General features: G+C 44.5%; 17 protein-coding genes. 12 read left to right on the top strand and 5 right to left on the bottom strand.

What is annotated here, in order from left to right:
- The first annotated feature begins 25 nt into the window (after positions 1-25).
- Positions 26-691, top strand: coding sequence for a uracil-DNA glycosylase (locus tag OO016_RS08590; protein ID WP_266012467.1), 666 nt, complete (start codon positions 26-28; stop codon positions 689-691).
- Here the strand turns inward: OO016_RS08590 and OO016_RS08585 are convergent.
- From OO016_RS08585 to OO016_RS08565, 5 genes are all read right to left on the bottom strand, one after another.
- A complete protein-coding gene (locus OO016_RS08585; protein ID WP_266012464.1) occupies positions 681-1,529 on the bottom strand; it encodes a substrate-binding domain-containing protein in 849 nt (282 codons plus the stop codon). The genes OO016_RS08590 and OO016_RS08585 overlap by 11 nt on opposite strands.
- Positions 1,526-2,398 (bottom strand): nucleoside phosphorylase, encoded by an 873-nt coding sequence (locus tag OO016_RS08580; protein WP_266012462.1) that lies wholly within the window; start codon positions 2,396-2,398, stop codon positions 1,526-1,528. The genes OO016_RS08585 and OO016_RS08580 overlap by 4 nt, the downstream gene beginning before the upstream one ends.
- Position 2,399: 1 nt before the next feature.
- Positions 2,400-3,332 carry a DUF1835 domain-containing protein gene (locus OO016_RS08575; RefSeq protein ID WP_266012460.1) on the bottom strand — a complete coding sequence of 311 codons (933 nt, stop codon included), beginning with the start codon at positions 3,330-3,332 and terminating at the stop codon, positions 2,400-2,402.
- 141 nt (positions 3,333-3,473) lie between these two features.
- Positions 3,474-3,806 carry a translation initiation factor gene (locus OO016_RS08570; RefSeq protein ID WP_266012458.1) on the bottom strand — a complete coding sequence of 111 codons (333 nt, stop codon included), beginning with the start codon at positions 3,804-3,806 and terminating at the stop codon, positions 3,474-3,476.
- Between the two features lie 2 nt (positions 3,807-3,808).
- Complete coding sequence (locus tag OO016_RS08565; protein WP_266012456.1) at positions 3,809-4,759, bottom strand: isopenicillin N synthase family dioxygenase; 951 nt, start codon at positions 4,757-4,759, stop codon at positions 3,809-3,811.
- A 123-nt stretch (positions 4,760-4,882) separates the two neighbouring features.
- Between OO016_RS08565 and OO016_RS08560 the strand changes: the two genes are divergently transcribed.
- The 11 genes from OO016_RS08560 (at position 4,883) to OO016_RS08510 (ending at position 14,344) form a co-directional block, all read left to right on the top strand.
- On the top strand, positions 4,883-6,859 hold the full coding sequence (locus OO016_RS08560) for an alpha-ketoacid dehydrogenase subunit alpha/beta (RefSeq protein ID WP_266012962.1): 1,977 nt from the start codon (positions 4,883-4,885) through the stop codon (positions 6,857-6,859).
- A 103-nt stretch (positions 6,860-6,962) separates the two neighbouring features.
- Positions 6,963-7,445, top strand: coding sequence for a lipocalin-like domain-containing protein (locus tag OO016_RS08555; RefSeq protein ID WP_266012454.1), 483 nt, complete (start codon positions 6,963-6,965; stop codon positions 7,443-7,445).
- Between the two features lie 14 nt (positions 7,446-7,459).
- On the top strand, positions 7,460-8,146 hold the full coding sequence (locus OO016_RS08550) for a YiaD family glycine zipper/OmpA-like lipoprotein (RefSeq protein WP_439649317.1): 687 nt from the start codon (positions 7,460-7,462) through the stop codon (positions 8,144-8,146).
- Positions 8,147-8,219: 73 nt separating this feature from the next.
- A complete protein-coding gene (locus OO016_RS08545) occupies positions 8,220-9,341 on the top strand; it encodes an NAD(P)/FAD-dependent oxidoreductase (RefSeq protein ID WP_266012450.1) in 1,122 nt (373 codons plus the stop codon).
- Positions 9,338-10,054 carry a methyltransferase domain-containing protein gene (locus OO016_RS08540; protein WP_266012448.1) on the top strand — a complete coding sequence of 239 codons (717 nt, stop codon included), beginning with the start codon at positions 9,338-9,340 and terminating at the stop codon, positions 10,052-10,054. Before OO016_RS08545 ends, OO016_RS08540 begins: the two co-directional genes overlap by 4 nt.
- A gap of 1 nt (position 10,055) precedes the next feature.
- Entirely contained in the window at positions 10,056-11,111 is a 1,056-nt protein-coding gene (locus OO016_RS08535) for a type III polyketide synthase (protein WP_266012444.1), read from the top strand.
- Positions 11,112-11,130: 19 nt separating this feature from the next.
- Positions 11,131-11,925, top strand: coding sequence for an SDR family oxidoreductase (locus OO016_RS08530; RefSeq protein WP_266012442.1), 795 nt, complete (start codon positions 11,131-11,133; stop codon positions 11,923-11,925).
- A 2-nt stretch (positions 11,926-11,927) separates the two neighbouring features.
- Entirely contained in the window at positions 11,928-12,374 is a 447-nt protein-coding gene (locus tag OO016_RS08525) for a 3-hydroxyacyl-ACP dehydratase FabZ family protein (RefSeq protein ID WP_266012439.1), read from the top strand.
- Positions 12,367-13,641, top strand: coding sequence for a beta-ketoacyl-[acyl-carrier-protein] synthase family protein (locus OO016_RS08520; RefSeq protein WP_266012436.1), 1,275 nt, complete (start codon positions 12,367-12,369; stop codon positions 13,639-13,641). Before OO016_RS08525 ends, OO016_RS08520 begins: the two co-directional genes overlap by 8 nt.
- Positions 13,642-13,646: 5 nt before the next feature.
- Positions 13,647-13,901 (top strand): acyl carrier protein, encoded by a 255-nt coding sequence (locus OO016_RS08515; RefSeq protein WP_266012433.1) that lies wholly within the window; start codon positions 13,647-13,649, stop codon positions 13,899-13,901.
- On the top strand, positions 13,901-14,344 hold the full coding sequence (locus tag OO016_RS08510; RefSeq protein ID WP_266012430.1) for a hypothetical protein: 444 nt from the start codon (positions 13,901-13,903) through the stop codon (positions 14,342-14,344). The genes OO016_RS08515 and OO016_RS08510 overlap by 1 nt, the downstream gene beginning before the upstream one ends.
- The last annotated feature ends 3 nt before the right edge of the window (positions 14,345-14,347 follow it).

The raw sequence follows: 14,347 nt of genomic DNA, 5'->3' as shown, positions 1-14,347 counted from the left end.
TCTTCCATGCCCAGGTAGCAGTTTCATGAACGTAGATATACATCCCAGTTGGAAGGAGCAGATGCAACCAGAGTTCGATAAGCCTTATTTTGCTCAATTGGCTGCTTTTGTAAAAGAGGAATACTCGAAAAATACCTGTTACCCCAGGGGTAAAGATATTTTCAATGCATTTGAACATAGTCCATTTGAAAAGACCAGGGTTGTTATAATTGGTCAGGACCCCTACCATGGACCGGGACAGGCACATGGCTTGTGCTTCTCTGTTAGGGCAGGAGTAGCACATCCCCCTTCATTGATCAACATATTCAAGGAAATACAATCAGACCTGGACAAGCCTTACCCTGAAAGCGGGGATCTTACTCCCTGGGCAGACCAGGGTGTCCTTTTACTGAATGCTACCCTTACTGTTCGTGCAAAACAGGCGGGAAGCCACCAGAACAAAGGTTGGGAGGTATTTACCAATGCGGTGATCAGGCAATTATCAGTAAAACGGGAGGGTCTTGTTTTTCTTCTTTGGGGAGGTTTTGCCAAAAAGAAAGCTGCCCTGATAGATGAAAGCAGGCACTACATTCTAACTTCGGGGCACCCATCACCCCTCAGCGCTAACCGCGGACTTTGGTTTGGAAACAAACACTTCAGTAAAACCAATGAAATCTTAAGCCAAAACGGGCATGAACCGATCAATTGGTGAGGATATCTCCTGGTTTTATCTTGTTAGATATTAAGTTAAGACCAAATAAGGTATCTATCACATTATCAACTGTAAGGACGTCTAATTGTTTTTGACTCCATCTGGTTTTGGAAAGCCATTCCCTGATATCGTCCAGTTGTTGCCCGTAGCGGTTAGCAAGAGTCCTGTCTATACTGGGTATTTGTTTGAATTCCCTGCTGTAGCCGTTAATTGTATTCAGGATTTCCTTCACCAGCTGCTCGTTTTTATTAAGGAAGGACTGTCGTACCGCAATGACAAAACAGGGCCAGGGGGTAGGACAATCTTCCAGCCTCCTAAACGTATTATTATCAACCAGCGGCTTGGTGGTAAAATGTTCCCACATAAAGTAATCTGCCCATCCGGATTGCAAGGAATCGACTGCGCCGTCCAGTGTGTTGACCACCTCAAACTGAAGGTCCTCTGTATCCCATCCCTTCTCCCTGGCATGCACAAAAGCCATAAGATGGCTTCCACTGCCATACCTGCTGATAGCCACTTTGCCTCCTTCCAGTTCAGAGGGGTCTGTAAAAGGGCTATTATAGGCTACGTGGACTCCCCACAGTAGGGGAGTGGAGATGTACTCCTGTAAAACCCGAACCTTATTCCCTTCCGCTATGCTTTTGACAATACCTTCAGTAAGAGTGATAGCCAGGTCAGTTTGTTCATTGGCCAGCATATTGCACATTCTACCTGTTCCTTCCGGCACGTCTTCCCACTGCAGATCTATTCCCTTATCGGCAAAGGCGCCTTCTTCTATAGCCATATGCCAGGGTAAATTAAAATGTTCAGGCACCCCTGCAATGCGGACTTCAATCATATGGAGACTATTTTACTGAGGGTATATTCAATTAACCGATCAACAGCAGCTGCAGGATTTGCCGAAAACTCACCGGTAACCCTGTTGGCAAGTATGCAATTCATGGAAGCTGCACGATGACCCATTAACCTGGAAAGTCCGTATATAGCTGAAGATTCCATTTCCAGATTGGTGAGTTTTAATCCGTTGTAATCAAATGAGGTGAGTTTTTCATTATGCTGTGGATCTCCCAGCTTCAAACGCAATTGGCGACCCTGAGGACCATAAAATCCGGTATTGGTACCTGTAAAGCCACGTATCACCCCAGGGGAATGAAGGCTGTCTGCCAGTGCTGTACTGGCAGCAATTACATAAGGTCTGGACCTGTGGGCTGGCCATTGGGTGTGAGTAATGAAAGCCCTTTCAATTTCTGAATTTCCCAGGCCTTTGTTGTGATAAAAATGCAGCACATTGTCAAATCCAATAGCATAATCGCTTAAAACCATGGAATCTATGGGTATATCTGCCTGTACTGCCCCTGAAGTACCTATCCGAACTATATCTAATTGAGTTATATCCTCTTTAATGCTTTTGGTGGTGAAGTCTATGTTCACAAGAGCATCCAACTCATTCAGGACAATATCAATGTTGTCCGTGCCAATTCCTGTAGAAACCACAGAAATACGTTTTCCTCTTAAGCGGCCTGTGTGCGTGATGAACTCCCTTCTGGATTTTTGGACCTCAATTTCATCAAAATGCTGAGAAACCCGCGCTACACGGTTCTGATCACCAACCACAATTACGATAGGAGCCAGGTCTTCCGGCAACAGGTTGAGATGGTAAATGCTCTGGTCGGCGTTCAGGATTAATTCAGAAGCCTTCAGGGGCATACTACAATTTTAGGATACGATCAGATTCCGTGTTATAAAGGAAGTTATATTTCAAGGCACCTCCAAGATAAGCCGATTCGTCCCTCAGCTCAGCGTAATAGCTGGTTTGACCATCCAGGATTTCCTTTCCCTTTTTGGTTAGCTTTACAGGATTAAATCCGCTGAACAGTGGTTTGAGGTTTGTGATTACCCTTTGGAACTGGCTGTCCCCAAAACCGTAATACCCCTGGTTTTTCATAACCGCGCCCAGCAGGGCTTTTTTAGAAGCAGGCTTCTCATTATATGACAATTCCAGTACCTTGTTCTCAATTTCATTCAGGCCATTTTTGATGGTAGGGAACCTTTTGAGGTGTACTTTTATGGCATCTGACAGGTATTCATACTGATAATTCTCAAAATCCATCAGGTTTTCCAGACGGATTGGGTTATCACTGCAATAAAGTTGCCATACATAATCGGCATATTCAATATCGTTCTGGGATAAATGAACGCGATTTTTATAAAGATCAAGCAGTTGTTCGTCCGTTAATTCATTAAGACTGTACATTTTGTCAGTCTCATCTTCGTTGCCACTGCAGACAAGGGATATGTCTGCATAACGCCGGTGACTTTTCAGCCAGCTGATGACTGCAAGCATATTGATCTGGCAAAACAAGTCGTATTCAAACCAGAGAACTATCTGATCCTGCTGTTTGTGGTTGCATAAAGATCTGTATTCCTTGAGGGTCTTTTCAACGAACCAGGATTTGCTTACGTTATAGTTTTTGTGTAAAAAATCGAAACGTGTTTTCCAGAAAGATTCGCTCCCAACATCAGTCTCAGTTTTTCCTTCACAGAGCATTTCCCGCCAGGTAATAATATCCCCGTTTAACTTAAGTTTCGTTAACCTCTGGGTAAAACTATCACCGTTCGTAATATGTAGTAGGGAACTCATTATTTAGGTGTGTTGATTAGGTTATAACGTTTAAAAGTAACGTTTTATCGAAAAAAACAAAAACATTTTAACAGCTAAAATATCAACAAAAGAAGTGAAAATTTACTTAGAAATCAGTAACTCAACAATTTAGATTTCACATCAGCCACCAACGCGTTTAGTGCTAAAACCCAGTTCTTTGAGCAATTCCATAATCCTGTCCCGGTTGTTGCCCTGGATCAGTATAATGTCGTTTTTAAAAGATCCACCAACCTGTAATTTGTTTTTCAGGAGACCGGTCAGTTTTTTAAAATCTTCCGTTGCACCAGTATAACCTTCCAGTAGCGTTACCGGTTTGCCTTTGCGTTTTTCATACTTGCACAGTATTGGAGCATCCTGCAACCAGAAATCTGGTTTTTTGGAATTGTTTTCATTCATTGTTTTCTCCGGTTCATGGTCCGGAAAAAGCTTCTTTAGCTGATCCTGTAAATCCACTGCTATTTTTTAATTAAGCCCAGTTCAATGAGACGTTCGTTGAGATATTCCCCTGCTGTGGCATCTTCAAACCCCTTTGGATGTTCCTGATCAATACAATTTTCAAGGCAATTCAGGGGCATTTCACTTATAGGGTGCATGAAAAACGGTATGGAATAACGAGAAGTACCCCATAATTCCCTTGGGGGATTGACTACCTGGTGAATGGTGGACTTGAGTTTATTATTCGTTAAACGAGATAGCATATCCCCAACGTTGATCATTAGTTGATCTGGTTTGGCTATGGCATCGATCCATTGCCCTTCGTGATTTTGAACCTGTAACCCTTTTCCATGGGCACCCATGAGCAGGGTAATCAAATTGATGTCTCCATGGGCGGCTGCACGCACTGCGTTCTTAGGTTCCTCAGTTATAGGGGGATAATGTATGGGCCTTAGTATGGAATTTCCGTTCTTTATAAACTCGTCAAAATACTGCTCTTCCAGATCCAGGTGAAGCGCGAGGGCACGCAGGACATATTGAGCCGTTTTTTCAAGCATTTTATAGGTCTCTTTGCCTACTTCATTAAACCTGGGCAATTCTTCGACCAGTACATTGGCCGGATATTCTGCCTCCAGTTCGGGGTTGTCCTCTACGTACTGTCCGAAATGCCAGAATTCCTTAAGATCTCCTTCTTTTCTTCCCTTTGCGTGCTCTTTTCCGAAAGAAGTATAGCCACGCTGTCCGCCTATTCCTGGAATTTCATAAGAATCTTTAGTCTCCTGCGGCAATTCAAAAAAGGCCTTGACTTCAGCGTACAATTCCTCTACAAGCTCATCCGAAAGGAAATGACCACTAAGCGCAACGAAACCAATTTCTTCAAATGCCCTTCCAATTTCACGAACAAATTTTTGCTTTCTGACTTCATCCCCGGAGATAAAATCCCTTAAATCCACACTGGGTATGCCACTCATATTGTTATTTGTGTTTTATTAAGCCAAAGGTAAAAAAATTGGAGGTACGAATACAGATTCCTGAAAGGGGTGATTCCAATTTTGTTACATTTACATCCGGTATATATGGATAGCGTATCGTACATGAAATATAACGGTGAGGGCATTTCAGTAGAAATGCAGCTGGAATTGTTCAGGCGGATGCTGAAATCCAGGATGATAGAGGAGAAAATGCTCATTCTCCTGCGCCAGGGGAAAATTTCCAAATGGTTTAGCGGCATGGGGCAGGAAGCAATAGCTGTTGGCGTTGTTTCTGCACTCATGGACGATGAATATATTCTTCCCATGCACCGCAACCTTGGAGTTTTTACCAGCAGGGGAATCCCATTGAACAGGTTGTTTTCTCAATGGCAGGGCAAAGCCAGCGGCTTTACCAAGGGCCGAGACAGGAGTTTCCATTTTGGTACTCAGGAATACCGTATAGTGGGTATGATTTCCCATCTGGGGCCACAGTTGGGGGTGGCCGATGGTATTGCACTGGCACATAAACTGAGAAAGGAAAAACGGGTTACGGCAGTATTTACCGGGGAAGGGGCAACCAGTGAAGGGGATTTCCATGAGGCACTTAATCTGGCTGCAGTCTGGGACCTGCCGGTTCTTTTTTGTGTAGAGAACAATGGTTACGGGCTATCCACACCAGTAAGCGAACAGTATCGATGTGAGCATATCGCTGATAAAGGCGTGGGTTATGGCATCGAATCACATATAGTTGATGGCAATAATATCCTGGAAGTATACCGGAAGGTAAATTCCCTTTGCAAGAGCATGCGTAAAGATCCCAGGCCTGTACTGGTTGAATTCAAAACCTTCAGGATGCGGGGGCATGAAGAGGCTAGCGGTACAAAATACGTTCCCAAAAAACTTCTGGAAGAATGGGCTGAAAAGGATCCTATTCAAAACTACCTGGCTTACCTCCATGAACAGGGCTTTTTGCTGGAACAGGAGGAGGTAGCTATTAAAAAGGAATACATACACGAAATTGATGATAACCTGAAACTTGCCTTTGAAGAAGGGGAAGTTGATTTTACTGAAAGTATTGAATTAGGAGATGTTTATCAAAAAAATTTATATCAAGAAGTTATACCTAAAGGTGATGATCATAATGTCCGATTGGTAGATGCTATTTCAGAAGGGTTAAGGCAGTGTATGGAGCGGCATGATAACCTGGTAATTCTGGGGCAGGATATTGCAGAATACGGTGGAGTATTTAAGATTACAGATGGCTTTGCCGGACTTTTTGGCAAGGAGCGTGTGCGTAACACCCCCATTTGTGAATCGGCTGTGGTTTCTGCGGCAATGGGGTTGTCCTTAAACGGGATGAAAGCGGTCATGGAAATGCAATTCGGCGACTTTGTCAGCAGCGGATTTAACCCTATTGTTAACTATCTCGCCAAGGTGCATTATCGATGGAACGAAAAGGCAGATGTAGTCATTAGGATGCCCTGTGGGGCAGGAGTAGGAGCCGGGCCCTTCCATTCCCAGACAAATGAAGCATGGTTTACGAAAACACCAGGGTTAAAGGTTGTTTACCCGGCGTTTCCTTATGATGCCAAAGGATTGCTTGCCACATCCATCGAGGATCCCAACCCCGTTATGTTTTTTGAGCACAAGGCACTTTACAGGAGCATCTATCAAGATGTTCCCAAAGACTATTATACACTTCCTTTGGGCAAGGCTTCATTACTAAAAGAAGGTAATGATGTTACCATAGTCACCTATGGAGCTGGGGTACACTGGGCTTTGGATGCCCTGGAAAACCAGCCCGAAATTAAGGCAGACCTGCTGGATCTCCGGACGCTTCAGCCCTTGGATATGGAGGCCGTATACAAGTCCGTATGTAAAACCGGAAAACTGCTTGTACTTCAGGAGGACACTTTGTTTGGCGGAATAGCCAGCGATATTGCCGCCCTGGTGGGTGAGCAATGCTTTGAATCCCTGGATGCACCAGTAAGAAGGGTGGCAAGCCTGGAAACCCCGGTTCCCTTTGCCAGAAGCCTGGAAAATCACTTCCTGCCAAAGGAAAGATTTGTGATAGCACTTAACGAGCTTCTGGCATACTAGAAAGATGTTTTTTTGTTAGCAAAATCCTTAAATATTGTGCAATCAGGGAAACCAAAGGATCAATTTTCACGTATATACCAACAGTAAACAATTCACCTGCTATATGAAAAGTAAAGCACTTTTTTACCTTGCGATCTTCTTTGCTTTGAGCGCCTGCTCAGTTACTAAATCCGTAAGGAGCCAGCGAAACCTCATAAGTGGAACCTGGTCACTTGAAAATATTAAATACGAGAACAATACAGGTACTTTTAATGCGGTACTGTTCAATGATGCTACAGCAGTTTGCTTTGAAGGAAGCGATTGGTTTTTCAGGGATAACAACAGCACGGGCAGATACACCATTAAAAGCGGTAGCCTTTGTGATGGAGGTGATCGCTTTATCCGATGGTCGGTTGTAGAGCGCCCTGAGAACTATAAATCCCAGTTGCAATTTAAATTTATTGATGAAAAATTTAAGGACCTTGACTCCGGACTGGGTTATCGCCTCGAAATAAGCAGCCTTACCGAAGGAGAAATGATACTTCGTTCAAATGTATCTGTAGATGGTTCACCCATTACCATTGTTTATGAATTTGTAAAAAAATAAGAGCACTGATGAAAATGACAATAAAACAATTTTCGATACTGATCATGGTTGCTGCACTTCTTTCCGGGTGCTCAGCTATAAGAAATGCCAATAACAAGCAAAAAGGTGCAGTAATAGGAACAGCCGGAGGGGCTGTGATAGGCGGAGTAATTGGCAATAATGTTGGAAAAGGGAACACGGTGCTTGGTGCCATAATTGGCGGTGCCATAGGCGGAGTAGCCGGAGGTTATATAGGCGATAGGATGGATCGTCAGGCAGAACGTATTGAAGAGGAGATCCCAGGGGCTGAAGTAACACGAGTTGGAGAGGGGATTAACGTAACCTTTAATGAAGAAGCCGGCGTCTATTTTGACACCAATAAATCCAACGTTAAAGGCACATCGGCTGAGACCCTAAACCGCCTGGCAGAAATATTCAGGGAATATCCCAAATCGGTTATACTGATCGAAGGGCATACAGACAGTGCCGGATCTGATGAGTACAATATGAAATTGTCACAACAGCGCGCTGAGTCAGTGACCAACTACCTGATTAGCCAGGGAATTTCCGCTGATCGATTTACCACCAGGTGGTATGGGGAAAGTCAGCCTAAAGCAGACAATGCCACTGCAGAAGGAAAGGCAAAGAACAGAAGGGTAGAATTAGGGATCATTGCCAGCGAGGCCCTGAAAGAAGAAGCAATTCAGAATACCAAAGGATAAGTAGCGTGCTATTGAATAAAAACCCGGCCTCTTAAGCCGGGTTTTTTTATTTCTAAAGTACTAACTTGAGCAGGTGAGCGATTGTAATGTCTTAGTGTTAGGAGGCGGGCTGGCCGGATTAACTGCGGCTCTGGAATTGTCGCTAAACGGCGTAGCGGTGACGGTAATAGAAAAAACAGCATATCCGCGACATAAGGTATGCGGAGAGTATGTTTCAAGAGAGGTGGTTCCCTACCTGAAGGATCTTGGAGTAGCGCTTGACAAAGGGGTGTTTATTGATCACTTTGTGCTTAGTACGCAAAAAGGGCGTTCCTTTTCTTTCCAATTACCGCTTGGAGGTATAGGGATTAGCAGGTATGCCCTGGATCATTTACTATACCAGAGGTGTGTTGAAGAAGGGGTGGGGTTTATTTTTGATACTGCTATCGGACTGGATTATCTCGGGGGTCAGTTTGAAGTTAAAAGAACGAACGGTTCCTCACATCGCTCTCAATTTGTTATTGCCGCTTATGGCAAGCGCAGCAACCTGGACAAATCCCTTAAACGCCCCTTTGCTTATCAAAAATCTCCATGGCTGGCCGTTAAAGCGCATTACACCTTTCCAGATTTCCCTGACAATCAGGTGGCGCTGCACAATTTTGAAGGTGGATATTGCGGGTTGTCCAAAACCGAAACTGGGGCGGTCAACATGTGTTATCTCGCCTCATACAGCAACTTTAGCAAGTACCGTAATATTGAGGAATTTAACCAAAATGTGCTGAGCAGGAATCCTTTCCTTTCGGATTTCCTCAAAGAAGCCCAACCCCTTTGGAAAAGTCCGCTAAGCATTGCACAGGTGTCCTTTGAAAAAAAGAACGTAGTTACCAATCACATACTTTTCTGTGGAGATACTGCAGGACTGATACATCCTTTATGTGGCAATGGCATGGCTATGGCCATTCACAGCGCCAAAATGGCTGCAGAGGGCATTATAAGGTATTACAATGTTTCAGGTTTTGACAGGGTTTCCCTGGAGCAGGAGTACCAAAAAAACTGGCAACAGCACTTTGAACAACGTATGCGTCTGGGGAGAAAGCTTCAGCACCTTTTACTTCGTGAAAACATTTCCGGAGCGCTGATGGCTGGACTTTCCCGCTTTCCTTCACTTGCCCGCAGAATAATTCAAAAAACCCACGGTAAGCCCATTGCTGTATGATGGTATTTAAGAACAGGAGCACGGAAGCAGAACTCATGGACGACCTATCCCTGGATTCTGCTATATTGGATAAGGTACTCCGGGATGTAAGCAGGGCCAACAGGCTTTTGGGGGGAGATCGGATAACCCGGAAGGCTGTCTTTAGTATCCTCAGGAGTGAGCAGGACCGTGACTACAGCATTACGGATGTGGGTTGTGGTGATGGAGCAATGCTCAGGCAACTGGCCGTAATATGCAGAAATATGAAATACAGGGTAAAGTTTATAGGCCTGGATATTAATGAAATGGCAATACGTCTTGCGCAGGAAAATAGCCGGGATTTTCCTGAAATCACCTACCATACGGCAGATGTCATGAAAGATCCTAACCATGGTTTTTCTTCAGACATTGTTTTATGCACGCTTACCTTGCACCACATACCCTCTGGTCAAATACCTCAATTTATAAAAAGCCTGGCGGCTATGGCCCGTAAAGCAGTGGTGGTGAACGATTTGCAAAGAAGCCCCCTGGCATATTGTTTATTTAAGTTCTTTAGTGCTATTTTTATTAAAACAAAAATTGCTAGGCACGATGGCCTGGTCTCCATAAAAAGGGGGTTTAAACGTAGTGAGTTAATGGCGTTTTCCAGGCAGGTTCCCGCATTTATCCCAGAAATTAAATGGAAGTGGGCTTTTCGCTATTTACTGATATTAGCCCCAGCTGATCGTATATAAAATGAGTGAAGCCCGAATAGTTACAGTTGCCAGGCAACTTCCGGATTATTCCCGTAAAACGGAAGAAATTCTGCCGGTGGTTTCACTATGGCTTAGTGGACAGGAAGAGCGATTTCAGAGAAAGGTGATTAAAATTTTTGAAGGTGCCGGCGTGGATAAACGCTATGGCATAATGGATATTGAAGAAGTCTTTACTGCTAGCAGCTTTGAGGAAAAGAACGCAATCTATTCCAGGGAATCCAAAAGATTAGGAAATAAGGTCCTGAAGAAAGCTTTAAAGCAAGCCGACTGGAACCCGGAAGACCTTGACATCATTATAACTGTTAGCTGTACGGGTATAATGATACCTTCACTGGATGCTTATATTATAAACGAAATGGGTTTGAGGCCAGATGTAATCAGGCTTCCCGTTACTGAAATGGGCTGTGCAGCCGGAGTCTCTGGTATTATTTACGCTTCCCAGTTCTTGAGGGCGCAACCGGGAAAAAGGGCGGCTATTATTGCGGTTGAAAGTCCCACCGCCACCTTTCAATTAAATGATTTTTCCATGGCCAACATGGTCAGTGCAGCCATATTCGGTGACGGAGCAGCCTGTGTCCTCATGAGCTCGGAAAGCACAGATAACGGCCCCCAAGTACTGGGTGAGGAAATGTACCATTTTAAGGATGCTACGCATCTAATGGGATTCGATCTCACCAATACAGGCCTGAAAATGATTCTGGACCCTTCAGTTCCCGAAACCATTTCAAATCATTTTCCTGAAATTATCCACCCCTTTCTGGAAAAATATCAAACACAAATAGAAAATATAGATTACCTGATCTTTCATCCGGGAGGCAGGAAGATCGTACAGACCGTGGAATCTCTTTTCGGGGAGCTGGGAAAAAATATAGATGATACCCGGGAAACCTTACGATTATATGGAAATATGAGTAGTGTTACCGTGCTTTATGTGCTGGAACGCTTTATGAATAAGGAAACTGATGCCGGCACCCAGGGCTTGATCCTTAGTTTTGGCCCAGGTTTCTCTGCCCAAAGGGTACTACTGGAGTGGTAATTAGTCTTGAAGTTTGAATATGTCTGATCAAAATTCCAACAAGAAAAACTGGTGCCTCATCCTTGGGGCGAGTTCAGGTCTTGGGCTTGCTACAGCGAAAAAAATGGGCAGCGAGGGTTATGGCTTGTTATTAGTGCACAGGGACCGGAGGGCCGATATGCCAGGTATTGAGGATGCTTTTGAATCCATTAAAGCTACAGGATGCCCCCTGATCAGCTTTAATCAGGACGCTATTCAGGAAGTAAACAGAAAAGAATTGGTGGCAAAGCTTGCAGATCGCCTCAGGAGTGATCAAAAGATCAGCGTAGTGGTTCACAGCATAGCCAGGGGCAACTTAAAGCCTATGGGCGGTACCGGAGATAGTCTGAGCACATCAGACCTCCAGGTAACCATTAATTCCATGGCGTTAAGCCTCTATGACTGGATAAAGGACCTGATCGCTGCGGATCTGTTAGATTCAGATACGCGAGTACTTGCGTTTACCAGTGAAGGAAATACCAGAGTATGGGAAGGCTATGGAGCGGTATCAGCAGCTAAAGTAGCCCTGGAATCCCTGGTAAGACAAATGGCAGTTGAATTTGCTCCTTTGGGAATCCGATGCAACTGTATTCAGGCTGGTGTAACAGACACCCCGTCATTGCGAATGATCCCGGGTAGTGAAAAACTTATTGAGGCGGCAAGGAAGCGCAACCCCAATAGGAGGATAACCCGGGCAGAGGATGTAGGCAATGTAGTTTACCTGCTTTCCAGGAAGGAAGCTGCCTGGATAACAGGAACTGTAATAAAAGCAGATGGAGGAGAAAGTTTGAGATAATTATGGAGTATCAGTATATCATCAGCCAATTGCCTTATTCCATGCCTTTCCTGTTTGTGGACAGCCTTGAGCATGTAGACGAGGATGGTGTAACCGGAAGCTATACGTTTTCCGAAGATCTCCACTTTTATGAAGGACATTTTAAATCCTTCCCGGTAACCCCTGGGGTATTATTGACTGAATGCTGTGCGCAAATAGGCCTGGTTTGCCTGGGTATATTCCTGATGCGCAAGGATAACAGCCTTAGAGACACACAGGTTGCCCTGAGCAGTTCCAGTATGGAATTTTTACTTCCGATTTATCCCGGTGAAACAGTTACTGTAAAGTCAGAGAAAATCTATTTTCGATTCCAGAAACTCAAATGCAAAGTCTATCTATACAATGAAAAAGAACAATTGGTTTGTAAAGGAGAGATAGCCGGCATGTTAACCTGTAAGGGCAATGAGTAGAAGGGTAGTGATCACGGGTATGGGGGTTTGTTCTCCTATTGGGAATGACCTGGATACTTTTGCCGGAGCCTTGCAGAACGGTGTAAGCGGAATACGCTTTCAACCACTTTTATCTGATCTAAATTTTGGATGTCAAATAGCTGGAAAACCAATAGTTAATGATGAATTATTAAATAAATACTTCACTTCTTTAGAGCTTAGGGATTTAAAAGCTACTGGCCTGGTTTACGGTGTAATCGCAGGTTGTGAAGCCTGGAAAGATGCAGGTTTGAAGGTTGACGAAAAAGACGAACCCGACTGGGATAGCGGTATCATTTTTGGGGCGGGAATACTTGGTGTGGACAAGTTCAGGGATGCTATTTACAAGGTAGATGAACAGCAGGTAAGGCGACTGGGAAGCACTACGGTCATACAGACCATGGCAAGTGGCATTAGCGCCTATCTGGGTGGAAAACTGGGATGTGGCAACCAGGTAACAACCAATTCCTCTGCATGCACCACCGGCACGGAAGGACTGATGATGGCCTGCGATCGGATCCAGGCCAACAAAGCCGAACGCATTCTGGTGGGAAGCGCCAGCGATAGCGGACCTTATGTTTGGGGTGGATTTGATGCCATGAGAATACTTCCCCGTAAATACAATACCGATCCTGAAAAAGCCAGCAGGCCCATGAGCGCTAGTGCATCGGGATTTGTTCCCGGGAGTGGGGCAGGGGCGCTGGTACTGGAATCACTGGAATCTGCCCTTTCAAGAGGTGCCAGGATTTATGCCGAAATACTTGGAGGATTTGTAAATAGTGGCGGACATCGAAATGGAGGCAGCATGACTGCCCCAAACAGCAAGGCTGTTCAGCGCTGTATAAGCAAGACCGTAAGCAATGCTGCTATCATGCCAGAAGAAATTGATGCGATTAACGGACACCTTACCGCAACATCCAAGGATCCCGTGGAAATTCATAACTGGAGTGTTGCTCTTGGATTGAAAGGTTCTGAATTTCCTTATGTAAATGCGTTTAAAGGTCATATGGGCCATTGCCTTGCCGCGGGAGGTGCCCTGGAAAGTGTAGGGACAATTTTGCAATTCAGGGACCGGCAAATTTATGGGAATATCAACTGTGAAGACCTTCATCCGGATATAGGAGCAGTTGTGGATCCCGAAAAAGTACCATCAAAAAGCGTGGATTACCCTCCAAAAATAATTGCAAAAGCAAGTTTCGGTTTTGGCGATGTCAATGCTTGTGTTATTTTTAGTCAATATAACCCATAATACCAATGCCAGCAGAACATTACACCCGATTGCAGGAGATAATCAAGCCCTACCTCCCCGAAGACGTAACGGTGGAGGACATTAAAGAAGACAGTCATTTTATCAATGAACTGAACATCAATTCTGCCAACCTGGTGGATATTATTCTGGATGTGGAGGATGCCTATGATATTGTCCTGGAAAACGAGGACATGGAGAATATGCAGACCGTATCAGACGCTCTGGCCATAATTAACAATAAACTGGAAGGGAAGGCCTGATGTGCGCTCCGGACAGTTCTATATTAGCCCGCATAAAATCCCGTTTAAAGGCAGATAAGCGCCTTTTAGCCATTTATCTTATCGTTTACTTCCTGTGGGGTGTAGGCATGAATGAGGTTGGCAAAACACTTGAAATTGCACGCTTTACGTACTGGTGGCAGGTTATAACGGTCTATTTGCTATATATGGTGCCTGTTTCGCTGGTATTGAGGCCCTATCCATTCTTTAAACAGTATGCCTACGGTCTCGTGGCTATGGCATTCCTAGAATTTTGGGGTTATCTTTTGGAAACATCCTATGCCTATCCGGGTAATATTTTGGACCAATGGCTTGGGATACGCAATTTCAGTCTTGCTATGTCTTTGTTCTTTGCGCTCTATTTTCCTTTGGGAAACTGGCTGGTTGAGAAGATATACAGGACCATTTTTAGCGTGAAGGATTGACCT

Source organism: Lentiprolixibacter aurantiacus, assembly GCF_026241225.1.
In the GTDB taxonomy this organism is placed as follows: Bacteria; Bacteroidota; Bacteroidia; order Flavobacteriales; family Flavobacteriaceae; genus Lentiprolixibacter; species Lentiprolixibacter aurantiacus.
The sequence above is the reverse complement of the archived record's forward strand: the minus strand, read 5'-3'. Positions and strand labels throughout refer to the sequence as shown.

What these genes read in the sequence shown, in the direction of transcription:
- OO016_RS08585 (WP_266012464.1), bottom strand. Translation starts at nt 1,529, where the DNA reads ATGATTGAAGTCCGCATTGCAGGGGTGCCTGAACATTTTAATTTACCC.
- OO016_RS08590 (WP_266012467.1), top strand. Translation starts at nt 26, where the DNA reads ATGAACGTAGATATACATCCCAGTTGGAAGGAGCAGATGCAACCAGAG.
- OO016_RS08510 (WP_266012430.1), top strand. Translation starts at nt 13,901, where the DNA reads ATGTGCGCTCCGGACAGTTCTATATTAGCCCGCATAAAATCCCGTTTA.
- OO016_RS08515 (WP_266012433.1), top strand. Translation starts at nt 13,647, where the DNA reads ATGCCAGCAGAACATTACACCCGATTGCAGGAGATAATCAAGCCCTAC.
- OO016_RS08525 (WP_266012439.1), top strand. Translation starts at nt 11,928, where the DNA reads ATGGAGTATCAGTATATCATCAGCCAATTGCCTTATTCCATGCCTTTC.
- OO016_RS08550 (WP_439649317.1), top strand. Translation starts at nt 7,460, where the DNA reads ATGACAATAAAACAATTTTCGATACTGATCATGGTTGCTGCACTTCTT.
- OO016_RS08565 (WP_266012456.1), bottom strand. Translation starts at nt 4,759, where the DNA reads ATGAGTGGCATACCCAGTGTGGATTTAAGGGATTTTATCTCCGGGGAT.
- OO016_RS08530 (WP_266012442.1), top strand. Translation starts at nt 11,131, where the DNA reads ATGTCTGATCAAAATTCCAACAAGAAAAACTGGTGCCTCATCCTTGGG.
- OO016_RS08560 (WP_266012962.1), top strand. Translation starts at nt 4,883, where the DNA reads ATGAAATATAACGGTGAGGGCATTTCAGTAGAAATGCAGCTGGAATTG.
- OO016_RS08575 (WP_266012460.1), bottom strand. Translation starts at nt 3,332, where the DNA reads ATGAGTTCCCTACTACATATTACGAACGGTGATAGTTTTACCCAGAGG.
- OO016_RS08540 (WP_266012448.1), top strand. Translation starts at nt 9,338, where the DNA reads ATGATGGTATTTAAGAACAGGAGCACGGAAGCAGAACTCATGGACGAC.
- OO016_RS08535 (WP_266012444.1), top strand. Translation starts at nt 10,056, where the DNA reads ATGAGTGAAGCCCGAATAGTTACAGTTGCCAGGCAACTTCCGGATTAT.
- OO016_RS08555 (WP_266012454.1), top strand. Translation starts at nt 6,963, where the DNA reads ATGAAAAGTAAAGCACTTTTTTACCTTGCGATCTTCTTTGCTTTGAGC.
- OO016_RS08580 (WP_266012462.1), bottom strand. Translation starts at nt 2,398, where the DNA reads ATGCCCCTGAAGGCTTCTGAATTAATCCTGAACGCCGACCAGAGCATT.
- OO016_RS08520 (WP_266012436.1), top strand. Translation starts at nt 12,367, where the DNA reads ATGAGTAGAAGGGTAGTGATCACGGGTATGGGGGTTTGTTCTCCTATT.